General features: G+C 42.8%; 19 protein-coding genes. 3 read left to right on the top strand and 16 right to left on the bottom strand.

Annotated features, from left to right (window positions below):
• Window positions 1-2: 2 nt before the first annotated feature.
• The 15 genes from J8M00_RS25030 to J8M00_RS24960 form a co-directional block, all read right to left on the bottom strand.
• Window positions 3-4,997, bottom strand: a complete 4,995-nt coding sequence (locus J8M00_RS25030; protein WP_211013124.1) for a hypothetical protein — start codon at window positions 4,995-4,997, stop codon at window positions 3-5.
• Entirely contained in the window at window positions 4,994-7,666 is a 2,673-nt protein-coding gene (locus tag J8M00_RS25025; RefSeq protein WP_211013123.1) for a hypothetical protein, read from the bottom strand. Before J8M00_RS25025 ends, J8M00_RS25030 begins: the two co-directional genes overlap by 4 nt.
• Window positions 7,667-7,765: 99 nt before the next feature.
• Window positions 7,766-11,062, bottom strand: a complete 3,297-nt coding sequence (locus J8M00_RS25020) for a hypothetical protein (RefSeq protein ID WP_211013122.1) — start codon at window positions 11,060-11,062, stop codon at window positions 7,766-7,768.
• A gap of 148 nt (window positions 11,063-11,210) precedes the next feature.
• A complete protein-coding gene (locus tag J8M00_RS25015; protein ID WP_211013121.1) occupies window positions 11,211-11,612 on the bottom strand; it encodes a GPW/gp25 family protein in 402 nt (133 codons plus the stop codon).
• Window positions 11,613-11,625: 13 nt separating this feature from the next.
• Window positions 11,626-13,212, bottom strand: a complete 1,587-nt coding sequence (locus J8M00_RS25010; RefSeq protein ID WP_211013120.1) for a phage baseplate assembly protein V — start codon at window positions 13,210-13,212, stop codon at window positions 11,626-11,628.
• A gap of 1 nt (window position 13,213) precedes the next feature.
• Window positions 13,214-13,951 carry a hypothetical protein gene (locus J8M00_RS25005; protein WP_211013119.1) on the bottom strand — a complete coding sequence of 246 codons (738 nt, stop codon included), beginning with the start codon at window positions 13,949-13,951 and terminating at the stop codon, window positions 13,214-13,216.
• 2 nt (window positions 13,952-13,953) lie between these two features.
• Window positions 13,954-14,199 (bottom strand): hypothetical protein, encoded by a 246-nt coding sequence (locus J8M00_RS25000; protein ID WP_211013118.1) that lies wholly within the window; start codon window positions 14,197-14,199, stop codon window positions 13,954-13,956.
• Between the two features lie 12 nt (window positions 14,200-14,211).
• On the bottom strand, window positions 14,212-14,673 hold the full coding sequence (locus J8M00_RS24995; RefSeq protein WP_023399364.1) for a phage tail protein: 462 nt from the start codon (window positions 14,671-14,673) through the stop codon (window positions 14,212-14,214).
• Between the two features lie 48 nt (window positions 14,674-14,721).
• Complete coding sequence (locus J8M00_RS24990; protein WP_023399363.1) at window positions 14,722-15,168, bottom strand: phage tail protein; 447 nt, start codon at window positions 15,166-15,168, stop codon at window positions 14,722-14,724.
• 127 nt (window positions 15,169-15,295) lie between these two features.
• Window positions 15,296-17,035, bottom strand: coding sequence for a phage tail sheath family protein (locus tag J8M00_RS24985; RefSeq protein ID WP_211013117.1), 1,740 nt, complete (start codon window positions 17,033-17,035; stop codon window positions 15,296-15,298).
• Window positions 17,036-17,443: 408 nt separating this feature from the next.
• Window positions 17,444-19,072 carry a S1 family peptidase gene (locus J8M00_RS24980; protein ID WP_211013116.1) on the bottom strand — a complete coding sequence of 543 codons (1,629 nt, stop codon included), beginning with the start codon at window positions 19,070-19,072 and terminating at the stop codon, window positions 17,444-17,446.
• 13 nt (window positions 19,073-19,085) lie between these two features.
• A complete protein-coding gene (locus J8M00_RS24975) occupies window positions 19,086-19,922 on the bottom strand; it encodes a hypothetical protein (RefSeq protein ID WP_211013115.1) in 837 nt (278 codons plus the stop codon).
• 6 nt (window positions 19,923-19,928) lie between these two features.
• Window positions 19,929-20,894 carry a hypothetical protein gene (locus tag J8M00_RS24970; protein ID WP_211013114.1) on the bottom strand — a complete coding sequence of 322 codons (966 nt, stop codon included), beginning with the start codon at window positions 20,892-20,894 and terminating at the stop codon, window positions 19,929-19,931.
• The gene (locus tag J8M00_RS24965; RefSeq protein WP_211013113.1) at window positions 20,887-21,852 is read right to left on the bottom strand and encodes a hypothetical protein; all 966 of its coding nucleotides are present in this window, start codon (window positions 21,850-21,852) and stop codon (window positions 20,887-20,889) included. The genes J8M00_RS24970 and J8M00_RS24965 overlap by 8 nt, the downstream gene beginning before the upstream one ends.
• Before the next feature lie 69 nt (window positions 21,853-21,921).
• Window positions 21,922-22,332, bottom strand: a complete 411-nt coding sequence (locus J8M00_RS24960; protein WP_211013112.1) for a hypothetical protein — start codon at window positions 22,330-22,332, stop codon at window positions 21,922-21,924.
• 324 nt (window positions 22,333-22,656) lie between these two features.
• Between J8M00_RS24960 and J8M00_RS24955 the strand changes: the two genes are divergently transcribed.
• Both J8M00_RS24955 and J8M00_RS24950 read left to right on the top strand, forming a co-directional pair.
• A complete protein-coding gene (locus J8M00_RS24955) occupies window positions 22,657-22,848 on the top strand; it encodes a hypothetical protein (RefSeq protein ID WP_211013111.1) in 192 nt (63 codons plus the stop codon).
• Between the two features lie 170 nt (window positions 22,849-23,018).
• Window positions 23,019-23,852: a hypothetical protein gene (locus tag J8M00_RS24950; protein ID WP_211013110.1), complete on the top strand. Its 834-nt coding sequence runs from the start codon at window positions 23,019-23,021 to the stop codon at window positions 23,850-23,852.
• A 79-nt stretch (window positions 23,853-23,931) separates the two neighbouring features.
• Here the strand turns inward: J8M00_RS24950 and J8M00_RS24945 are convergent, their stop codons facing one another.
• Entirely contained in the window at window positions 23,932-24,783 is an 852-nt protein-coding gene (locus tag J8M00_RS24945) for an enoyl-CoA hydratase-related protein (protein WP_211013109.1), read from the bottom strand.
• 109 nt (window positions 24,784-24,892) lie between these two features.
• Between J8M00_RS24945 and J8M00_RS24940 the strand changes: the two genes are divergently transcribed.
• On the top strand, window positions 24,893-25,495 hold the full coding sequence (locus tag J8M00_RS24940; RefSeq protein ID WP_211013108.1) for a FecR family protein: 603 nt from the start codon (window positions 24,893-24,895) through the stop codon (window positions 25,493-25,495).
• Window positions 25,496-25,711 lie beyond the last annotated feature (216 nt).

Below are 25,711 nucleotides of genomic sequence, written 5' to 3'. Positions count from 1 at the left end.
GATTAAACGTGGTCATTACGCCAGAAGAAACGAGAGTGGTTCAATGGCTTATCTAAGAATAGAGCATGCCATAAGAAGTCACCGTGATGCTCCTCTTGCTCCTCAAGGTGATAGCAGCCCATGCTGAATATATGGTTTCCATCACCTTGTTGCGCATTGTTGCGACGCCAAAAACCTTTACAAATCAGGTTTTGACACTTGTAAGCGCCGCCGCCATGTAGCTGTGCAGTGTTGTTTAAAGCAGTCACTTCGCTATCATCACAATGAGCAACTGCCCCACCCCGTTCAGCTGAGCAGTACTGTGCATGGATCATGGCATACCTCAGGCCGTATGCAGCACCACCTTGTCGCCCGGCTCTGCAATTACGGATATTTTTGGCTTCGATGTTGGTAACATCTTCACCATAAATTGCGCCGCCATCACCACTAACCGCATGGTTTTCAATTACACAATTTAACTCGATTTGATCGGCGTAACGTAGATTGAATGCGCCTCCATTGCCTTCATAGGCGCTAAGCTCTTTAGAAACTTCATGAATAGCACCATCAAAAGTGAAACCATGCATACTTACATGTTTAACCGTTGCATCGCGGTCTCCGCGAATTAAGAAGCGACAACCTGAATGCGCTTTAACAATGCGCGTTTCCCGCTCGTTGAAGCCAACAATCGTTAGGTTTGAGCCAACTTCCACAGCTTTTTTGAGTTTATAAGCTCTTGAAACCTGGCGATGACCATTGTGAGGGAACAATAAAATCGTCATGTTGCTCAAACAATCTCGTGAGAAGACATCATCAAATTCTTCCTGATTATGTATCGCCACAACTTTTTTACCGCGACCAAAACGCCATGCATGTTCATCAACATAGGCTTTTACAGCAGCTTGAGTCGCGAGCACATTGTCAGACGCCGTATCTCCACCAAGCTCGCAATCCGGTGAGATCGCCTCGATATGTGGGCCTTCAGGGAGTTGTAATTGCTGTGGTGAAACCTTGCCTTGTACAGAGCAGTCGCCAATAATTTCTGCGCCTTGCTCTAAATTGAGGGTATTGGCGAGGACTAAGTCTCCTTCAACGGTTAAATTGTCCGAAACCCGAGCATCACCTTTTACATCAAGTTTATGCTCCGGCATTTTACAGCCAACACCTACATTTGCATTTCCGTCAACAATGAATTCTGAAGTTCCGCGCACAGCAACATTCAGAGCTGCTTCACCTTCACTGGTATTGATAGCCACCATGGCACTCTCATTGAGTGATTCACCAACTTGAATGCCATGTTGCGAGGCTAGTTTTGCTGCTTCAATTGAACCACTGACATATGAGTTGCCCTTGACGTGAGTATCACTGCCAAAGTTTGATTCGCCTTTAACCGCTAAATGACTATGGATATCTACGTGAGGCTTGAATACAACTTGATTCGCTGCATCGAGTCCCTCAACAACTAAGCTACCGCGAACTGTGGTATCTTTGCTAAAGTGCACGGCTTCTTTAAAGAAAGCGTTACCGCTTACAGTTAGCTCTTCTCCAATGAGCAAACTCTTAGCAAAATTGGCATCAGCTAATAAGTTCAACTTACGTTCTATTGTAGTTAAACCTTCAATGGTCACCGTATCTTTAAATAATGCATCATCATAAACCGTCAAGTCAGAACGAAGCTCAACATCACCTAAAATTTTAGCGCCATCTAAGCACTCTAGCTGTCCTGTACCACGTAACACGCCGTTTAATTCAATATCACCTTCAACTTTCACATCTCCGACAATATCTAGCTCCGCATCTGGCTGGTCATTGCGGATCCCCACTTTGCCATTTTGGAACACAATTGGGTTAACCCCTTTGTGATATACCGCCAATGCATGCTCAAAATGGTTTTGCTCAATACTCACTTGCGCACTACGTCGGGTTGATAACTCTTCCTCTTCCGAGGTGTGCATCGCCAAACCAATGCGTGTTTCACCTTGAAGTTCTGAGGTGCCGTAAATATTGATATTACTTCTGAAGCTTGCGTATTCATTGACGTGTAAACTGTCGTCGACTTCAACACGGCCCTGCACTGACAAGTCTCTTCTAAAACAAGCATCTTCACCGACATCAAGCACATAGTCAGGTCTCTCAACGCCAAGACCTAGGTTGCCATGACTAAATACCAGCTGCGCTTTGCCACTTGGGTCATCAACTCGAATAGCTTGTTGATCTGTTTCACAAATATGTAATCTTGCCGTTGCCTGATAAGGGGCTAATGACAAGTTGCCACCCACATTTGCATCAGCTCTAAACGTAGCATCATTGTTGACCGTCAGTGCATCGCGCCCCTCTGTGCCTTCGATCTCAACACTGCCACCAGCATAATGTTCGCCAGAGACACTCAAAGTTTCGTTAATTTGTGTATTGCGACCAACTTGGAGACTTGACTTGATTTCGGCGTCACCATCTACTGTCAATTGGGAATCAAACTGAGCTTCTTGGGTTACGTGTAATTCACCATCTAACAGAGACTTTCCTGCAACATGAAGCGCCGCCCTTTGTATATCCCCAGAGTTATTTGTAACGCTTACATGCACACCATTTTTGAGCTCAGCATGTCCCATTAACTTGGTTTTACCATCAACGTGTAATGCCAAATCTGCGTCTGAAATATTTAGTTGACCATTGATATCTGCCTGGCCTGTTACCGCAAGGTTTGCACCATTGTTTGGCAGTGTTTGGTTTATCGCCAACTGGCCAGCAGCTGCCAATATTTCTGCATCTTCTGCTATGTTGGTTATTCTAAATACCGGGCTTTCTGACAGTTGAGTTAATGTAAACTGGCTATTGGCAAAATCAACTGCTGTAAGTTCATTCTCAGTAATCGTAAATTCACCGAATAGATGTGAATCACCGTAGACATTGAAAAGTGCAGACTTGTCACTCGAACCAATCTGAGTGTGCGTGAGCGTAGCTCTGAACCCGCCACTCTCACTGCTATCACTGACAACATGTACACCCGAGAGTGACGTTATGTCCTTGTCAAATAATGCCAGCTCACCAACGTGAAGACTTTCTTCAGGGTTGCGCTTGAACAAGCCTATTCGCTCTGCCTGCGTGTTGATAAGAGAAGTGGTATTTAGACCATTGAAATAGCTTATATCAACACTTTGAGGCTGGCCGTTGTGAGCCAAAACGCCCAATTTGGCGCTCGTTGTCCAATCGCTTTGTACACTCTGTGAGGCAATTTTCACTTGTTCGCTAAAATCTGCGCGGTCCGTGACGTTAAGCTGTGGTGTAACAATGTCGCCTTTTACATGCAAAGTATATGGCTGCTGTGCACTGCCCATCACTGTTTTAGTATCATTGATATTTAACAGCGAATTCCCTTCTTGATCAGCGACTAGCAGCGACGTACGCTCAGACGCGGTGCTTTTCACAGTAAAAGTAGCTGTTTCATTCGTCGTCGCTTCCCCGACTGTTAAGTTATGCTTCACCACCGCGTCCGTAGCTGTCAGCTTATTATCAATGGTTACGTCATTATTTGCATGGACTGTTGTGAATTCAGCATGATCTTGAACATCAAGCGTTGTATTGATCAGCGCACCAGCATTCGTGGGTGTGCTAGGCGGATTACCTACTCGTAATTTCTGAGTATGGGTTTGTCCACTGATCTGTGCATCAGTTTGTACATTGATGTCACTTACCCTTGTTGTACCAGCAGTCAAAGCTTCGTCGATTTGCGCAGTCTCTGCGTTTATCTGCTTATCGACAGTGAGATTTTGAGACACATAACCATCCGTTAAGATGTTTACATTTCTCTCTTTTGCTCCCGGCGTATTTGTCACTTTCAAAAAAGCTGAGCTGTTGTCACCTACACGAAGTAAATCTCCATTATTCGCTTGAATATCTACTTTTGCACTGGGTGTCTCATTGCCAACGGCAAGCATTTGGCTTATGTAAGCATTGCTGCTGACAGAAATATCAGTGCCAACATTAATTGCCTTTTCAGTGGTTACTGTACCGGAAAACTCAGCATCACCATTACTATTTAGTTCAATGTGTGCGTGAGCTTCGCCTTGGCCTACCAGTAAATCTTGAGCAATGTGCATACTTGCCTGCGGCGTATCAGTTCCAACACCCACCTTGCCTTCAGGATTAATGATAAAAGGCGTCGTATCCTTGTTATAGTCATCGACTCGAAATAAATCAGTCGTATCTGAAGATCGCTTGCCAATGTGAAGCTTTGCCGATGTACTATTTTGTTCGAGGCCAACTCCCATCATTGGTACTTCAACATGCCCATCGAAAATTGCATCTTGCGCTTCTAGCACGCCATTAAGTTCAGTACGCTCTTCCACTGTGAGCATGTGCGCAGACGTGCTGCCTTGAAATTCTGCTGTCCCTGACGCTGTAATTGATTGGGTTTGAGTATGCCCACCAACTACAACGTCTTGTTTCGCTTCTACCTGACCATGTGCTGTAATAGTCGGATTGCCTTCATCATCCAGACCTGCATCTAAGGTGTTCACAGCACCTTTGCTAACTGATAATTCACACGCTTGTAGGTGCTGGCTAATATTTGCCGTTTGAGACTTCAGCGCCTGCGTTGCTCTCACATTCCCTGTTACACGCAAAACATCTTCTGCGCTGGGGTTAACCGCAACTTTGTCGTATACAGTGACACTTTGTGCATCAGCGGATAGCACGTCGATTTCGCTATCTTCATTCGACACCACGACATCATGACTAATCTTGACCGCTTCCGTATCTACACGTAAACGTTCTTTATGACCATCAGGGCTAACCGTAAGCGGCGAAGTTACTGCAATTTCGTCAATCGTACCTTGCTTAACAACAGAGATTGGATCGTCTATTTGGTTAAAACTGGATAGAATGAGCGATTCAAAATCATCCCCTGTTGGTGTTTTGAGGTCGTCAAATTTATCATTTAATTCAGCGCGACTGCGCTTGGTTACAACAGATGGTTGGTCGCATTCGACTAACACTTCTTGGTCACTGGTTTTGTTCATTCTTCGTTTCCTTCAGGATCTATACGATTTGGCACGCTGGTTGCCACGATAAATTTCGAAACCACCGCGGTGTTTGAGTTAATTTGTGAAAAAGACACAGGTAAAATCGGTTTAAGAAATGGCAGGGGTGAATACCCAACCGTAAACCTGGTACTATTTGGCTGCGCAAATGCATTAGGCGTGCAAATGTGATCGATACAAAGCTGCGCTGCCAAGTAAATTACATGATGTTCATTGAAACCATCAGGGTATAACTCACTGTGATCATTAATTACTGTTTCGACAGCTTTTAGTACCTGCGAATAAGTTTGCCCTTCAATTTCAATATCCGTTGGTTTTGGTTCACAGGCGTATTCGGTCAATATTTGCACCAAATATGTGTTGAGCACTTCCATTCCTTGCGGTTTGCCAAGCACATATTCAATGATGTTCTCGATGATATTCTGTGGCTCGGTAGCCACTATTTTCTCGAGTAAGCCACCGATATCTTGAGCAACATTTGAAATATGCTCATATTCACCAGTAAACCTTTCTCGTTGCGCCTGACCATAGAAATTAAGCCAACCGAAATACAAACGCTCGAATAAGCTCATTTGCTCCCGATCTAACCAAATACACTGGACTTTTAAATGTAAAGGTTTGAACTTAGTTATTTGACTCTCTACTAAGGCTCTAAACTCAACGCTTTGCATACGCGTTGTCCAGTTAGGTAAAATGCAATACAAAGTGCCTTGATGTGTATTTCCGAGTAAGTCACTTTCTAACAAGTAAAAGCTTTCTCGGTTATGTGTTGCCATTGGCATCTGGCCGTTATGTGAAAAACCAAGATTGCGCATTATTAAACGACCAAGGCTAGCCAGATGCGCTGTTTTAGGAGTTTTAGACAAATAGTTAAAACCGCGACATCGGTTTTCGCCAAGTATTCCCATCTCATTGAGCAAACGGCATTTGTCTACGTACTGGCGCAATAAAACGAGTCGAGACAACAAATCCTCTTGATGGCTTGGATCCTGATGACAGTTGCCAAGAATATTGACGTAAAAAGCAAATACTTCACGGTATTTTAGTAAGTTGGCATTAGGTAATTTCACCGCAAAACGTGCAAGCAAGTGCGCTAGGCTGTCATTCAAACGAGTCAGTTGCGAAATCGAAAAATCAGCTTCAAGTTGCTGCTGTAAACCACTTTCCTGATACTCTGCCATAGCCATCTTAACCAAATGGTTGATACCACTTATGCCGCTTACAGCTTGGCTTAGCTGGGTATGTGGTAGCAGAGCAACACGCTGCCAAAATTCATCGAGCAAAGGTGATGACAAAGCTTCACTTGCGAGCATTAGGTCCATGATCTGACCAAGTCGCTCAAAATGCATATATTGCGGTAAAGCTAATATATGCGGTAAAACGTCTATCTGTTTATGCTGATCCGCTAGAAGCTGGTCAAATAAGTGCAAATATCCCTTGAACTGAAGTAGTTGCGCTTTTTGTGCTGAGTCTATTTCCCGGCTTAGGGATAACTCTGTCACTGCATACGTTTTTGGTAGTTCATGCTGCAATGAGTGATACTGGCTTAAAGGTAAAAATGCCTGTGAGCTATTTGATTCTTCAGCGTAAGGATCCATACCTTGACTGATGATATTCTCGCTAACCGCTGATTTAATCGACGCTATTTCATCACTATTTAATGTGTAGCTTTGGCCTTCAATCATCAAAGTAATGCCATCAAAAAACAGTTCTGACAAAAAGCCCAGCTCAGGCGCAAGGTTTGTTGAATTTGGGTCTAGATCTTGAATTTCAACCTGCCAATATTCATACCCAGGCTGTCCGCCATGCTCAACGATGAAGCGAAATTCTTCAATTTGCTCTATGTTTGGATGTACACGAAGTGCATCTAAAATATCAGAACTATAGAGATGCTTTTTAACTGGCGTGTTATCTAAATCGGTATCCAAAATAAAACCATTTTTGAGTGCCGGACCGACATAGATATCGTCGATGTTCATTCCCCGCTCCAACAACTGCTGTGCATTGTAGCGCGGCAGATTTGGCGATATTTCCAATGCAATTTTAGTGAGAATATCCGCCAATACTTGCACCAAATCGTGCGCATCTTTGAGCACTAAGTGCATCCCTACATACACAGGCGCAGGCTGGTAAAACTCAATATTGCCAAGCTGGTGCGAGACTGTGCGCGCTTTGGCAAAGGTTTTATGGATTTCTTGTTGTAAGCTCTGATGTGAAGCCTGCGTATGTTGATGTGGCTGAACAACCAAGTCGAGCACAGTTGCTCCATTAACCCCATCGTTGCGAACGTCGATTGTGAGGTTTTGAATCTCTGGTATATCTAATAGCAAACGTCGATAATCAGCCAAAGTAACACAGTGACTAAACATCACCTGTTCTGAAGTTAGAAACTGTGTCAAGGTCGACTGCTCGTCGTACTCAGCATTGAGCAAATCTTCCACTGGATAATTGAGCTTGTAACTGAGATCCGATAACACATATGCCAAAACTTCCAGCAAGGTTATGCCTGGGTCAAATACGTTGTGGTCGCTCCAGGTTTCCGGCGCTAACTTTTGCAACTGCGCAATACCTTGCGCACGCAGTTCTTCTAGGTCCTGCCCAGAATGTAGCGAGGCATCTGAAGCAATTTTCAGTGCGTTGATTTCCATGATTTTCCTTTGGAAAGTAATTCGATATGGGAGAAGACGCCGAATTATTTAAACTGTGAATGATTTTCTCAATTCAGCGTCAAGTGAAAGTAAGTGAGATCACTGCACAACAAAGTTATGTTGAATTTTCCATTTACCGATCCCTTCAAAAACATCCCCATCTACATTGGTCAAAGAGATTTTATGGTTCCGGGTGGGGACCAATATTTCGCGGCAACCATCTGATGGACTACAACCTTTTGAACAACAGCCTTCTGGGCAGTTATCCTCCGAGCAACACCCTTCTGGACAACAAATTTGTGGAGAGATCTGAGCATATTCTTTAGCTTGTTCACCTAAGCGTTTACCACGAATAACTTGGACCATATTCACCGCTTGGTGTGCTTCCAAAGCTTGTGCGACATCGGTTAAGAAAATCGTTTTCGATAGCTCTGCGTCAGGTTTGTTCCAGGGAGTTAACGTCTCGACAATTAGCGCATTGAGTTCAACGACTGTGGTCTGAATATCGAATCTAGGATCGATCTGAATAATGATTTCAAGCTGTACTTCTACATATTTGGGGTCCTCTACACGCACTTTAAGGTCTGGAACAGAGCGGGCTTCCACTTCCTCCTGTATTTTTCGCATCAAATATCGTGGAGCTTTAGGTTGTAAAATATCAGTGTCGTGGTTCAGCGGGATCACCGTTATATTGACACCCTCTTTAGTTTGATATGCAGTCACTGAATGCAACTCTGGAAATGCCTGTAATACGAAGTGTTCATAATCCCACGCCGTAAGAAGCCTATCTCTGTGTCTCAGTCGTTCACTGACTCTACGGTACAAGCGACTATCGTCCTCTTTTACTTTGGCACCAAAGCTATCAAATGGCTGAACAACTGACGCTATTGAAGGATCTGTCACCGTCAACTTACCAATGCTGCCCGCTTCGAGAGGTTTCAGATAATGAGACTGCGCATGCTCTGTTGAATTAAGGGTGATTTGTACAGCCTGTGAATACACCCCTTTCAATTTTGAATATATCGGTTGAATGTAGTCGTCCACCCGCGTTTCTGAGTCAATCACAGCCCTTATCCATACTTTTCCATCTTGGTTAAATTGGTCCGTTAAATCGAACTCAGGCAGTGAAAAAATGATGATCCCTGAATCAAGTAAATCATACGTATTGTCTTGTAAGATCCTACCTTCTTGGTCACTTCCCTGAGAATCATCACGACTAAAGTGATGCCATTTTCCCTGATTGTAGTACTCCCATTTAAACTGCGGCGGCTCGCTAAAATTGTAACCATCCACCGCCTCTAACTGGAACAAAACACTGCACTGGCCTGGTGTTGGCAATGCACCAAACGCAACGTATAAATATCCAAGTTCGTCAATTTCAGGGAGTAAATGTAGGCTATTTTGGGTTTCTAAAATCTGCAATTGACGACCGATTGGTGAAATATGCTCTATCCAAATAACATTACCAATCGCATTTCTTTGCGCCCGAGAAGTACTTTGTGTCCGATAATGCAGTTTTACAGAATCTAATAATGGCGTATATGGCTCAAGGACTTGCGTTGGAATAAAGTCGCCATTATCGGGATCCCAATTAGCTAGCTTCATGCTATTTTGAAAAGCATAGTACTCAGACACTTTTGTGTATTGCGGGTGCCCAAAATCCTGATTAGATAGCTCTAATGTATACCACTTAGGCCACTGTTTCGCTTGAGTTAAGTTAAAAGGCAAAGATAAGTAATCAGCTCCGCCATTATCATCGTCATAGGTAAATACTAGGCGGTTGGTAGCAACGTTATTAACCAGCTCTGGTAGCGCTTCACTCTGCTGTGCAGCATCAAGTGACAATGACTCAAAACCCGCGTCGTCATCTGACACTTGCCATGCCGGATCATTGTAAAAAAGGTCTGATACCTTTTTCGTTTGCTCACTGCTATAAGCTACATCAGACTGCGAGATCAGCACTTGGTTTTTCGGCCAAGGAAGAGGTTCGCTGTTGTCAGTTGCAGTGACAGGAGGTTTTGTCACAACGTTTTTGTAAAGCAGGTACGTCTGATAGTGCGCATCAAAATCTTCTGGTCTACCTACCCAGTTAAACTCGATACTCGCTCGCGTAACCCGTTTGCATAGTAATTCGGGGTGCGTGAACTCGAACTTTTCTGCGAGCTGGGGCGTAAAGCCAAACGGTTCAAAGGGCTTTGAGGTATCCAAAAAACCAATTCCATTATTCGCAATTAAGCCATCTGCACCTAATACCGTAACTGCAAGCTGAATTTCCTGGATCTCACTGCGTGTTAACTGCGCAAGTAACTCATCTCTTTTTTGTAAATCAAGCGCATACAGAGCATCATACTTGGATTGCTTCAACACAAATGCAATGTAGGGCAATACTTTGTCGCGACCTATAAACACATCTTTTACCGGCGCAATTGGCGCAAACAGTTCATCAACAAGAATAACCAGCTCATTATTGTTACTCAAAGACACTTGCTGCGCGTCTAGTTGAATAGGACCGTCTTCGGTACTCACCAGAATGTCAAAGCTTTCAAGCCACAAGGTTAAGTCAATTGGTGTTTCACCAAACTCATCTGTGGAAAAGCGCAGTGCGATTACCCGTTTGCCACTGCTCAAGAATAAATCTTGAGAAGCAATTTTAAAGCCGATTTCCACGGGGGGCTGCAGGTGTGCTTGCTCTATATCGCCAAAAGTCATTGCGCTACTTTCAAGCTCTACCCCTTGTTCCGTATCCAGCAAAACATTTCGGCCAATTTTGATACCTGAGTCATTGTCTGCTTTGTTTACCGTGATGACATTGTCAACCACGGCACGGTTAATCGCGCTTGGTTCAGAGAGTTGGTAAACCAAGTCTTGTCCTTGCTCGTCCTTTCCACCATCAAACTGTGTACCTGGTTGCAGGGTCAAGGAATCAACTTCATTGAGTTCGATTAATACATGCGCCGAATCTGGTGTCGCATCTAGCAGGTCAAAACCTAAAACATCACGATAGTAGTGATCTAAGTGGCGCTGCACAAAACCGTTAAATTGCTGCTGCGTATGCTGCAATAAATCCACAAACGTGAGCAATAAAGCCAAATCAGGTCTACTTGCTAAACCCTTAATTAGTTCATCGCCGCTGTCTGACACGATTAGCTTCGCTAATGCCGCAAATTTGGCAGGCTCTGGGATCACTTTGTACCAAGTCTGAACAGGCTGCCAAGTTGCTTGACCAATAAATTGAGTATGCTGTGCAACCGTCGACAAGTAACTTAACCACTGTTCTACTGTACGCGGCTCTATATTAAAAAATTCACTAGAAAGCTCTGGGATCTGTCGTGCAGTTTGACTTAACCCCTTTATTTCCTTTGAATCAAGTGATTGACTACGAGACTTAAAAGTCATGAGAGTACCTTATTAATGTTATATATGAGCACATCTATGCGCTACTTGGCCTGATTGACCATTGCTAAATAGTAAGCGGCGTGGTTCTGCTTGATACTTGGCTAGTAAAGAAGAAAAGGACGTGTTCAATAAAAGTTTAAAAACGGGTTTAAACTGACTGCTCTGCAAGGTAGAAAGGAAACACCATATTGCTTCGGCTATTGGTTTTGCGGATCATATAAGTCAGTTCTATTAACAGCGCACCTTCGTAAACGTCTGACATATCGAATGAAATATCTTCTAAGATAATTCTAGGTTCGTAGTTTAATAACACCGCAGATATCTCTTGCTTTAGCGTCACCAACGCTGATTCACTGGCATCTTCAAAAACGAAGTTAGACAAACCAGAACCCAGCTCACTCCAATAAGGTCGCTCCCCCTTTAGAGTATTTAATGCAACAGTAATCGCTTGTTTTACTAATTCTTCATCTTCAGCCATTTCAGGCCCTGCGTCTGGGCTTGTAAACTTCGGAGGAAAACTCCACCCCCGACCAAGAAATGAATTATCCATACAAAACTCCTCGTTATCCTATTTCCATCTTATCCGTCGCAACCACCACTTTCGCACTTTCTATGGTAATGCTCTTATCCATTTTAATTTGGCTGTCATCAGGGGTTTTTATAACCACATCTGTTTTTGCCGTCATACCTGCTTTATCTTTTTGCGACAAGGCATAACCTGAGCTGTCTCCCAGTGAAATTGAGTGCTCTTTGCTGCCCTCTAAAATGATATGCGGATCTTTGAAAGTGAACTTAATTGCGGTTGCTTGCTCTTTAAACAATAACCCCCGAACATCATATTCTTTTTTGTACCCGCCTAGCGGAGGTGGCGCGACTGGATTGTGACATGCACCGACAATAACTGGGTGTCTAGCATCTCCACCAATAAAATCGACAAGCACTTCGGTGTCAGGGTTTGGCGGCAAGAATAAGCCCTCTTCTTTGCCTACATAGGTAGTCAACAACCTTGCCCAAATAGGCTCAGTCGTTAACGTGTTCAAAGTGACAGGTATGCGATGCAGCTTCTCTTTATCTTCTTTAAAAGGTGCAACTGTGCCTACCAACATGGGAGTAGATGACAACTCAGCCCATTTAGACCAGCCACTCTTGGTCAAAGATAAGCCCAGTGTAAATTCACAAAACCAGCCTTGGTTGCTTAAATGATGATGAATTTCTGTCACTATATAATCTGCTTTGTTGTTTTCACCAGCACCTGACACCTTGATTGCATCTAGCAGCTTCAAACTGTGTAAAGTGGTGGCAATGGACATATCTACTTGAATACGACCTTGGCTGGTATCTAACAACCGATAAACTTGCTCAGCTTTGGCTTTGGCTGCGAGCTCTAGCTTATCAACAGGCATCTGAGATTTAATAACAACATCTGCAGCAGCCCCTTCTTTTTTCTCTCCCGAGTCATAAGTCTCTAATAACAAGGCTTGCGTTTTAATATCCCAAGCACTGTGATCAACCTTTTGCGCGTAAGAACTATTGTCTAGGCATAATTCAAATTCCGTACACCCGTCCATTGCAACGTTAAACTCAGTGGCAGCAGGTTTGTGCTTTGTAAGATCAACGATTTGGATCCCTTCCTCTTCGTAGAGTGCGAAACCGTTGGTCAAGATCCGATTCATGACCACTTCCCAAGGTTTTTTCTCAACCATAAGGTACTGATAGTGCTTTATTTTACTGTCTGCTACGGTTTTTTTGCCGGCACAAGGTTTGAGCAAGTCAGTGATGATATCTGTATCGGTAGAATCAGGTTTGTAGAGCTTACTTATTTTAGATTGACATAGTTTATTTGCTTCACCTTTAGCAAATACTTCAACATACGGGTCACAGCAATAACCAATCCTTCCACCAGTTATCACACCAACAAATAACGTAATTTGTGGGTCTTCACCAAATCCGGCTTTCACCTCAATAGCCTTACCAGGCTGAAAGTCTTTATTGAGATCCAGTGTATAGGTCTCTTCGGCCATATCTCCATCTTCAAATACAATCGACAACTCAGAAACCTGATTAAGCCCACGGTGGGTGCTAATCTCTCGCACACCGACCTCTAACTTCTTCTCGCTGCCATCCACTAAGATCGTATATCGAATATCCATGTTAGCGCTCCAATGGTGGATATATAACGTATTCTCCGACCGACGCGGTACGAATCGAAGGCAGTCTATTTACACTGGCAACTTGATGTACATAGTTTGCTTTACCGTAAATGGATGTCACTTCTGATACTAAGCTGTCGCCATCTTTAAACTGCAACTCGTGGGTAAGATCTGGCGAGCTTTTACCTGTTCTGAGCTTAATTTCTTTGTTAGATAAACACTCTGAGATGTTACACTCCACTTGGGCTTTAACTCGGTTGCCTTTGGCATTAACCAGTTCACTGATCACGTTAATATCATTGAACATGCCGTGAAAGCCGCCATCTGCGCCATGATTAAGAACCATGTTCAACGGCATAATAGTGACAAACGCAGGTAAGTGTGTCTCTCCTTGAACAGCAAGACCATACTGCAGCATTTGCTGAATACTGTCTTCAGTTGTGGTCTCTCCACTTATGCCCATTGCTAGTTGCGCAGGCGTTTCGATAATCGTGTCATCTAGCAAAAACTTAATCGTTAAAATTGACGTAGGAGATTTTTGATAGCGAGCTGAGCCACTTTCAGAACCAATCGCTTTTGATTCTATTAGGTAATTTTGATGAGTCACATTGAGTGACTTGGGATCATAAGGTAAGGTTAATTCTCCCAATTTATTGCCATTTCCTCGCTCGATTTTTTTATAAAATGTCACTTTGCAAAGGGGTAAACCACTTGCATTGATACCGTCCGCTTTGTTCATAATCAGGGCCTTTTTTCTTTTCCTTGCCGCGCAAATCTAAATTCAATATGTCGTTTTATGTCTGACTCTAACTGGCACAATAAGTCTTGCAGTTCAACCCGGTTCACTGTATTGCTAAAGTGCTCAGCTTGGGGCGCCTGCTTTTGTGCATCATTGGACATACCGCCTGAACTTGGCTCTGCAGGTTGGGCGGGGCGATCAGCACGGATCCGTGCCCTAACCCGCACTTGATTACACTTAATTTCCATCTTTGAGGCTCCTTACACTGGCAAGCCAGGAATAGGCACTGCCACCAAATCACGATAACTAAAACTGAGAGACTCAATAAGTACATCATTTCGGCTCGCATCAATCCCCTCCCACTCCCAGCTTTCTAAAAATGCGTTTTGTACAAGCCATGCTTGCGATGGTAAGTAGTTATCATCTAAGGTGGTGATCAAAATGTGGTTTTTAACTAAGTAAGTGTTCCATGCATCGCCAAAAACTAGGTTTTGCAACATCAAAAGGCTACCACCTTGAAACACACCTCTTTTTAGAGTTAATGTTTTGGCTTGTTTTTGGTTGGCGATACTGACTCGGTTATTGGTATATTCAATAGTGCGGTTCATCTTAAGACCGCTAACTTCTTTAAACAAAATATCAATGGGATTTGGCACACCGGCGGCCATGATACCAACCAAAAATCGATACCCAACCATAGGTGTTCTAGGATCTTGAAACATATTAGCCACCTAAGCGGGCACTTACGTGCCCTAAAAGAAAATTAAAAATTAATGGAATTCGATCTTGATATCGTCCGCCATCATTTCTAGTGCCTCAACACTGGCTTCATTCGAGCCGCCATTGATGCTAGGTGCTGTGAGTTTCTTAGGAAACGCATTGATCACTTTCCAAGTAACGATAGGCTGAGATCTGTCTTCGTTAGTTAATGAGATCGTGATGTCTTTTTTGTCGACTAGATTTAAGCTGATAGAAGAAATCCAATCGTAGAATTGGCTCTTCTGCTTAACTAGACCACGCTTCAATGTAATGTTGACATCAGTTGGTTGCCCAGGCATGTGCTTTTTCCCATAACCATCTTTGTAAGTGATAGTTTCAACACCAATGTCTAGACCAGACACTTCTGAAAATGGGATGCTTTCTTCGCCGAAGCTGACAACAAATCGATAGACGGGAATTGGATATTCTGCTGCGATATCTGCTTTAGTAGTAGCCATGTAATAACTCCAAAAAATTCGGTATTTACAGCCAAGCTGTAGTGATAATTGTGGTCTACCTGACGCACTAAAAAGGCGTCAAATAGACATGTTTGATTAGCTAATTGCCCAAAAAAGGCGTTGATTATTAACCTTCTAGGCTCTTGTGAGAGAAAGTTAGAACAATGAATTCAGCTGGGCGTACTGCCGCAAGGCCAATTTCAATATTCATTAAGCCATTATTGATGTCGTCCTCAGTCATGGTTTGACCTAGGCCCACATTGACAAAGAATGCTTGCTCTGGCGTTTCGCCAAAGAATGCACCTGAACGCCAAAGGTTTTCTAGGTAACTTTCAATCATGGTTTTGAGCTTTAACCATGTGAACGGTGTATTCGGTTCGAATACCGCAAAGTGCGTTGCTTTTTGTACTGACTCTTCAACCATGTTGAATAAACGGCGAACCGAAACATAGCGCCACTCGTTGTCATTACCAGCAAGCGTACGAGCGCCCCACACCAAAGTGCCTTTGCCAACAAATGTACGGATAGCATTGATAGACTTACCAGAGGTTGCATCTACGTTGAGGTTTTCTTGCTCAGTATTGTCGATAGCCAGCTTTGGCATTAATACTTGCGCAAGCGCCGCATTAGCTGGCGCTTTCCATACACCGCGATCTTTGTCAGTTTTTGCCATCACACCAGCGATAGCAGGTGAAGGCGGTAGGTCTAGGTAGTTTTTACCAAGTTCAGCTTTTACTTGGTTGTATACATCTGCTGATGAGAACGGATAAGCAGGGTCGCCAATTGCAGCTAGTTGTAAAGTAGGTAAAGTGACATCAGACAGCATACATACGTCATTGATCACAACGCTACCGCCTTGATCTTTGTCTTTGATTTCACCTTCAACAAGTACAACTTCTTTACCATCAGTTAGACGGTAATATGCAGCGCCGTCACCAGCTTCAATAAATACAGTTTCCGCAGTCAGGTATTGCTTGCCAGCAGGGTCGTACACTGCATCATCAGCATAATTGCTCTGTGCATTATTTGGAGATAAATAATCCTTAGCAATATCTTCCCACTCACCATTTGCGTTCAAAGAAACCAATGTATGAGTCGCTTCGTCCTTTGGCCAAAGCACTTGCGCCGTCAATGGTGATTTAACAACAACTTGCTTAGCATCATAAGTACGTGCCATTGTCGTTGTTAAATACGGGTAGTACGCAGCACCATATTTTAGACCTAGCGTTGCGCCAGCTCTTAGCGCTTTTGCATCATCAGAAATTGGATCAATGCTCATAGAGTCTGCTTGCATTTGAACGTCAACCAATGCAAAACGGTCCATTCTCTTTTCAGCATGAACAAGTGCTTTGTTTTGTACTTCGTAGTGCTTAACTGTGCTCAGGCCAATGGCTTCTGGACAAGAGATTAAGGTTACTTCATCAACTTTATTCAACAGTGCAATTGCAGCGGTAAATTGATCTGCTTGCGCACTTTGAAGTTCACTGTTTGTAATAAGCGTTGAACTCGCTTGACCAATACTGACCACATAACATGCGCCACCACCATTGGCAAAGAAATGACTTACCGCTTGGTGTAAAAAGAAGAATGCGTCCGCTAAATTTGAACCATCAGACGTGACATTAAAGCCGCCTGAAGCTTTTGGTGCAACTGCGAAACTTTCTTGGTATGCACCACCAAAAACAGCTTCAAACTCAACCATGCTAGTAATGCGCACAGGGGAATTCATATAAGCAACGTTACCTTCATCATCTAGCTTAGTTGTATAACCGATAAATGCAGGGATAGCGGTTGCAACTTCTGCAACAGATGGTGGCAGTGTTGACTTCTCTTGGACGTAGACGTCTGGGGTTTTATATTGAGGCATAATATTTCCTTACGTTGATAATTACATTCTAATTAGCCGGTTCGGCAAGAATTTGGGAAAAAGAGGCACAGAGCTGCTCGGTCATTACAGTTCAGGTGGCAAATCAATGGGAACAAACCCACCCTTTTCTCTGCGCCTCGAAAACAAAGAGCGTTTCCACGGCTCCGCCACATCAGTCCCAACCAATGTGTGTTATTAATTAATTTGTACTGCTATGACGCCATGGGTAAGAAGCTGTGAAAATTAATCTGATCTTTTTTTAATTTTATGATTTTTATATATTTTATTTTTATTGAAGGTGAAAAGTCGTTACATGGAGCAACAGCCCTTCCGTGTTTTAAACGAGCTTAGAGGCTATTAGCTGTCGGATTGTCATCCGACACAAACATAGCCAAGAATTAGAACGGGTTACATTGGGAAAAAACGGTTTGAAAAACCGGTTAAATGCACACTCGCAAGTAAAGTGTATGCATAGACGAGGGATTGACATAACTCGACTTGTTCACTGGACAAATTAACGCGTTGGCAATTTAGCCCCGTATGTGTCGATAGTTGCTGCATATATTCATCATCAAACCGATTATTAATTGCCTGTGTTTGCAGCCAGCTTTTTCTGTTTGTCGCAATCGACAAATAGTTAACTTCGTAGCGCTCCACCAGCGGCTCATTAAAGTTTGCGTAAAGGGCATTAGCAACAAATCGTTTACCGCCGTACTTCGTCAGATGCCGAAAATCAACATACTCTTCAAATTCTCCTTCGTCATTAAGTTCCTGCCAATGCTGAGTTAATTTGTCGTCAAAAAAAGACACCGGAGATTCAACCAAAGCGCCTTGGTTTTTATCGCTGAGTATACGTGCATGGTACTGCAGCTCGTAGTAACACTGCCTGCACATGTTGGCACTCTTAGCTAATAAATACCCTTGCTCATCAACATATAATTGGGCTCCAGCCGGAACAACTATGTTGATCCCCAAATAGGCATCACTGTAAATATCAAATTTTGGCGCTTCGAAATCAATTCGAAATTCACCGAATATTGCTTTGAATAGGTGTTGAATACTGCGCAGTTCATTGGGAGTTGCACTGCTTAAAATGAGCTCGGCCATACTGCGCGTTTTAATTTTATAAAATTCGAAATTTTGATACTCAATGGCATTTGGCTCTACCAATTGGCTACTACCAAAGTCCCACTCATCAGAAGCGGCATAGGCAGGTGAGAATAGCCAAGTTAATACATCATATGGCTTAAAAACTAGGTGACGTGTTGGTTGGTTTTTCAGTGGTACTACTTTATCTAAGGTGAATAACTTTGAAGTCTTGTACAAGCCCTTTGGTAATGTACTTTGCTTTGAATTAACCAATTTACTTAGATTTGTTGCCGGGATAACCCAGCTCACATTGGCCGCACCATTTTCTAAACCTCCATTACCTATACCTACTAATTTTCCTTGCCAGTCAAATACCGGTGCACCTGAAAAGCCTGGAAGTAAACTACCATCCAAGTAATATATCGGAAACTCAATATCTGGAATATTTGTTTTCTTTAGTGTTTCTACTGCATTAGGTGGCAGAAACTGTTTTAAAATTTCGGGTTTTGCGTACCCTTTTAGTAGCTCTCTCGTGCTCATTGCTAAAGCGCCATGATGAAAGCCCAATGCAGTGACATGCTCACGATACTTTGGTCTTGATTGCTTGAAATACGTCAGAGGGGACCACCCTTTAGGTGGCTTCATTACTTCCAACAAGACTAAATCCGCCTCAGGCAACACTCGCGACACCTTAGCTAAGCGCTTCTTTTTGCCAAACTCGATAATTATCCGACTTTTTGCATGTGCGTCTAGTACATGCAACGAAGTAACAACCCACTGAGGCTTCTGCCACAAAAATCCCGATGCCACATTCATTTCATTGTTAGGCTTTTTGACAACCACTCTAACAGTACTCAAGCTCAGCTGTTCGGGATTGATATCAGCCGCTGTCTGAATCGATACCAGCAAGCATATCAATAGGTGTAGTCTACATATCAATTTTCCCATCACTGTACCATTATCAGCCAGAACAAAGTATTTGATGGACTAACTTAACGCCACGTAACTTGCTGTTTTCCGATAAACCTCCCTCATCAAATCGCGCGAAAATATGTGACCAAGGAGCCCCAAGTACGCTTTTTACCTGCGTGAAAGTCAGCAAATCCGTTAGCTGTAAATTACCAATACAAGGTAAATCTTGTTGCTGTGCACATACGCTATAGCGGATCGCCAGTAACATTTTCTTTTGCTCAGACTCCTCAAACTCAGTAACAATGGATTCGCTCACGGTCGCCCACACTCCGCCTGTTAACTCAAAGTTATTAACGATTTCGTCAAGCTCTAAACTACTATCTGTGTAAGATAATTCATCACACCCATTCACCGAGATACTAGAACTAAATAACAAGCTATTGTGCTGATTTGCGATATTGGCTGCCTGCTCAGAAAAGCTAAACTCAGATTTGGCCGACGTTTCATCGCCAGCGTATGTGCTATCCAATCGCATTCCAAACTCTTTCAAAGTCAGTAGTTGCAACGCCTGTTGCTCGGTATAGCCCGCGGATACATATTGGGCTTTAAGTTCAACGAGTGATGGTGCCAATAAATTATGCGACCGTACATAAATTCCTATATATGCGCCGATGACACATGCAATACCAAATGCGCCGATCCGCGCAGCTTTCGCATCGTTAAAGTAACGGTCGTTTAGCCCCAAAATTGCCCCTAAAATGGTGGTCAATGCGCCAAGTAAAATACTCACGGTTGGTGTCACGCTGGTTCCCATAACAACACCAAATAAAAGGCCAATCCCTGCGCCACCAAACACTGCTACTTTTAGATTTACTTTGTTTTCCAAGGCTAATTACCTTATTAACAAATTGGGCGTTTTGTATTTCCTTTTGCGCCTTTTAGTTTTTTTACTGCCAAATCTATACTCGTATTGGGCTGATACCGTATGGGTGTAGCGACTTTTGCTCAGCCATAATTTTTCCAGTTTGAAGGCCAATACCGAGCTGGCATTTAAGCGATACTCTATCTCTGACATTAAAGCTAACTGTGCACTACTGCCCCAATAGCTCTGTTTATTATGATGTGGAAAAACTGAATACCGCCCACCAAAATAACCGCTGAGATGTTCAGTAAAATGATAGCCATATTCAACCAGCAATGCGTGGTTAACCTGACTTGTGTCGTTCAGAGAAGCACTGCCAAAATTGAGTTTTCGATAACTCATGACATAGTCAAAATCTAGGTGAGCGCTGCGAAAATGCCATACATGGCTCAGTAAAAATGCACCTCCAAACTCTCTATCTGTTACATGACTTTCTCGATATTGATATCTTTCAGAACCAAAATACAGATCTACACCGCTCGAGAATCCATGGGGCAGTGCATATTCATAAAAAAGCTCAAACCTTGATTTGTATCTACGATAATCGACCGAATCAGAAAAGTGTGCTGCTCCTTTACGCGTTATTCTTCCTTTTAACGCCGTCTGATCCAAGGTTAATTCCCCATAGATAGACGCATGAGAAAATAACTTACCACCCAAAGCAAACCGACCCTCGAGGGTATGTGAATCGCCATCAAATTTATCACTTTCAATTGCTATATTTGTCGGTGACTTCGACAAAGACAGAGTCTGGTTGCGAGTTGAAACAATGCCGAAGTAATTTACTTTTTTATACCAAGGCTGGCTGCTGGTTTGTTTCTCCTTAAGCGCAAATAACGGTTGAGCTTCAACGTCCAAACTGAAAATTAGCGCCACTAAGCTTAGCGAGAGACAATACACGTTTCTTAGCCGTGATATTCGATTTTTTTTAGCCATTCGCACCTGTCGCCCCCGTTACAGAAGCCACCGCGTTGGCAGCCTGAATTTTCATCTGTAGCTCGGTACTTTGTCTTTGCAGCAACTCAAAATCAATTGTGTTTATTTGCGCCTCATGTAATGACGCTTCTACCGTTGCTGGCACGCCCTCGACCAACCCACTTTGCGCAAGTTTAACCGCGCTGGTCATAACTGACGTTTTAAGGTCAGACAAAGTATCTTGGACTTGGTGATTATCAGGCTCAGAAACAAATTGGCTGATCGCTGAAGACAAAGGGGTTAATAGCGTAATGTTTTCTGCAATTGACGCATTTACGAGACTTAAGGTCGTCATTGCTTGATCTGAAGAGTCACTTATCTTTTCAACATCTGACAAAGTACTGTCCAAAAGGTTGATATCACCCTCGCTCAAGTTCAGCGCGGTCAAAACTAATCGGCTTGCTTGAAGTGAGGCCGAATCAACCCCACTTTGGTTCACACCATCCTGTAATTGATTAACGAGCTGGTCATAAACTAACGTTGTAAGCGCGTTTACTTGCAGTGAATTACGCTGGGTGTTGGACGATGACAAATGACTGAGCCTCAACCCTGTCAGTTCTGACGCGGGCACAATTTCTTGGTAGTTAGCGATTAAATTTCCGTTACGGTCATAGCACTCAGCGGTATCGCATACCATGGTGGTATTATCTAAGAGGTCTATTTTGATATGAAATAAGCTATTTTCATGAACGCTGAATTGGCTTTCGAACTGTGCTAGCTCATTGCTTTGTCCTTGCCAGATAGTTAAGTGATTAACATCACTAATGGTAATTAAAGCATTTGCCAATGGCCCTTTCAAAAGACTGCCATTGAGCAAAAGTTCATTGCTCCCTCTAATTAACCCCTCTTTATAGCAACCAGAAAGCACTGTCGCCACAATCGCTAGGCAAAAACAAATTCGACGTTTTACATTATTCATCAGATACCCTTTAATGACCCACTTATATAAGGGAACATGCCCCTGATGCACTCGTTTAAAAAGCACATATTATTTAGAAATAACAATAGGTTGTGTTGGTTCAAATTTAACAGTGAGCTCAGTAGGTGGGCCAGGATCTGGTACTCCTTGTGGATTGAGTGCAGGTATCACACTTAATGCACACACAATGTCTCCTTTGAGAACAATTGGCGCCCCGCCTTTGAAAGTAACTTCCGATAAAACAATGTCATTGATAGCGCTGAACGTTACGGTACCGCCTGCCGCATATGCACCATTAATATACGGTGACATATTGACCTTTTTCGTCAGAAACTTTTCGATATCATCTTGAACAGCTATCTCACCATGACAAACCAGCCCCTGAGATGCGACCTCTAGTGGCCCTGCGGTTGGCACAACTAAAACGCCTTTATCTAGCAGTAAGTTGAAAACCGTACTTTCGTTAAGAATTTTTATCATTGCTATTACCTGACACCACCAATAAATACTTAAACATCTAGCAACACTCATTTACTCTGACTTTTCAAACCAATACTGTGCAGAATTTACGATTTATACATGGTGTTAATGAAATTGAGGACTATTACTCATACAACGCGTGAGCCAGGCAGGTGTGAAAAATAATTGCTGTTTAGTTTGCTTTCCTGTGCGACTAATCGGATTGGAGCGTGAATAAATATGAGTACTAGCTTGGTGAACACTTATTTTGCATACAATATATTGTTGACAACATTCACAGCAGTGGCTAATTTATAGTCTCTAGGAACATAAAAGGAAATTAAAATGAAATTAAAATTAAATAAGTCACAAATTAAAAATCTTTCTAATAATCAATCTCTTGACTTAAACGCAACGCCCGCTATTGCTGGTGGTAGACCTGGTCGTGAAACAGAATACGACCGGGGTTGTCCGTTCTTTACCCATAGAGAAGCAAAGACATGCGGTATGGGTTGGACTTGCGGTGGTGTAAAATAGTACTTTTAGGTTTACCAAAGCGTCGCAAGGCGCTTTTTTGCTTCTTGAATACAGTTAAACCGGCTTTACATTCATCACAACACTTTTCATAAATCTACCAAAGTCTTACTTACTCACTTATTCACATCACCTAACGTGTAGTGGCTACAACTAAACCAAAAAGGATTATCATGTTCACTTCTCAAACTATAAAACCCCTGTTGTTGGGACTCAGCTTATCTTTTACATCAAACTTGCATGCCGCACCTAAATCGGAAGAAGCGCCATTGCTTTTGATAGGCGCTTCTTTTGCAAATGCAAAAATGCCCTATTTTGACAATCTACAAGCACCACTTAATGGCATCGCCATTAATTCCGGTCGCTACCTTTCTCTTGGAAATGCCTTAATTAGAGAGCCTCGCCTCTCTGGCCATCTCATCAACGAAGGGCAAGCCGGTGCAACCACATTTGATAGGTTAACGTGTTTTCCGGGTCCTGAGTGTGTGGGGCCCGGCTGGGAAGGCTATGAAAAGCAGTTTACTAAAGCACTGAGTAGAGTGACCTCTTTTTCAGGAGAAATATCCGCCCGATACATCGTTATTATTCGAGGTAATGATTGCAACCACCCTGACGCATTTGGTATTCCAATGTCTGAAACTTCGGAATGTACTTTAGAACAAATGCACACTTATATAGATACTTTCGTCAATGTTGCCAACAGAGCGTTAGCTGCTGGGATCACACCTATTTTTTCTAAGGCGCCGGATTATGATGCCATTGATTGGGAAACCCTTAGACAACGGTTTAATTGGCCATGGATCATAAGTAAAGATAACTATGATACTTTTTCAGAATTGAGGCTAAATCGCCTTAAAAATGAAGTACCTGATGCCATTTTTCTAGATATATGGCGTGGCTTTGAACCTATGGATGATGGTTTACATCCAAATCGAAAAACAATGCAACGCGCCGCTAAACGTATTGCCAAAGCCATTAAAAAACACCGCAAGCAGACAACTGAGTAAACTCTCTCAATGTCTGTCTAAAAATGAGGCCGCTACCCCTTCCTTGCGCGTATACGGCCTTCATCGCCATGTATTATATTCAATACCTTACGCGCCCAAGTCTACGCAGGTATTTTTGCTGATTCTCGTCAACCTTGACGGCTTTTTTAACCCAAGCCTCTGCCAATGAGCCAAATTGACTGACAGAGTGTGTTTCTTTTCGGTGTCGATATTTTTGTAATACTGTATGACCAATATCGCAGGCCTGTGCCCGCTGAACTAGACTACGTACGCTCTGCTCTCCCTTACCACACTCTGTCAAAACGTCGACCAGTCCCAGTTCATATAAATCACGAGCACTAAAACGCGAATTAGAATACATGACTTCCATCAACGCACACCGTGACGCCTTGTGCTTTAACTTTGATACCAGCAAGTGCTCTAGCCCATGATTAAAGGCAACAGGTGGATAGAAAAATTCCGCCCCTTCTTCTGCAACAACACAATCAGCACAAAGAGCAACTTCCATTCCAGCTCCATAAGCCCTGCCCTGTACCAACACGATGCTGGTTAGATTATGCCGAGAACCTGCCAAAATACGATGTAGCAAGGTCATGTAGTTAAAAGCATAATCTCGGAGCCAAGGCTCATTTTGTTGCTTTACACAGTTTGTTAAATTCGCCAAATCGCCACCCAGACTGAAAACACCCGATTTATCACTACTCAAAACCTTAATCGTATGATTTTGAACACCGGGCTCTGGTAAATAAAAGTGGCCTAGCTGCTGTAATAAAGATTTAGTAAAATACGGAGCTTTATCTAGCTGCATTGTTGCCCAATGTAACGACCCAGATCGCATGATCGCCAAGGGCTCACTGGCATAAACGGAAGTTGCTCTCACTTGCACAAATTCATTACCTGTTCTGATGTGTTGTTCATAGTGCTGACGCACTGTCAGCCACTTTGTGATTAGATATTTTGAATTAACCTTATCCTTCCAACACCATTCGACACTCGGCGATTCTGCTTCTATTTTTATATAAAACCTCTGGAGTTTATTAATGAAAGCCTTGTTACTGAGTTTGCTTATTTTAAGCACGTACAGTTTTGCAGATAATCAAGTGGCAAAAGTCATGCTTGCCAAAAAACAGGTCACAGCTCAGTCAGACAGTCACCATCGTAATCTCACGCGTAAATCCCCTATATTTATTGAGGACGCTCTGCATACGGGTAAGAACGCACGCGCACAAGTGAGATTCTCGGAGGGAACCATTTTGTCCTTAGGAGAACAAACGCAATTTGTTGTTAATCAATTTGAGTATCAGCAAAGCTCAGATGCTAGCTTTGAGTTTATCTCTGGCGCGTTTCGGATAGTTACGGGAGAAATAACCAAAGTGACCAATCCAAACTTTAAGATTAAAACACCAATGGGTTCTATTGGCATACGAGGCACCGATTTTTGGGGTGGAAACCTCTACGACGAAGATACGATTGATGTCATTTTATTAGACAGTGAACACCCAATCGTCGTAGAGAATGAGCATGGACGAGTGATTATTTCAAAGCCGGGAATGGGCACTACGTTACAAAAAGGCAAAGCACCAACCACACCAGAGGTATGGTCAGATAAAAAACTTCAGGACGCGGTCAAAACGATTCAATAATTTTCTGCATTGTAAAACAATACTTCTGGTTACTGAGATGTATGAAAATTACTATCCCCTCGCTTAAATGGAGCTGCTATTAAGCTTTAAAAATCAAAAAAACACACTTCTATTTACATAAAATTCAAATTATTAATTATCTATAAACAATGAACTTATCTGCAATGATGATTGAACCTTATGAATAAAATAGTAGATATACTTTTATATTTACAA

The sequence above is a fragment of the Pseudoalteromonas luteoviolacea genome, from assembly GCF_018100925.1.
GTDB classification, from domain to species: Bacteria; Pseudomonadota; Gammaproteobacteria; order Enterobacterales; family Alteromonadaceae; genus Pseudoalteromonas; species Pseudoalteromonas obscura.
Note: the sequence above shows the minus strand (reverse complement) of the source record. Positions and strands in the feature narration are given on the sequence as shown.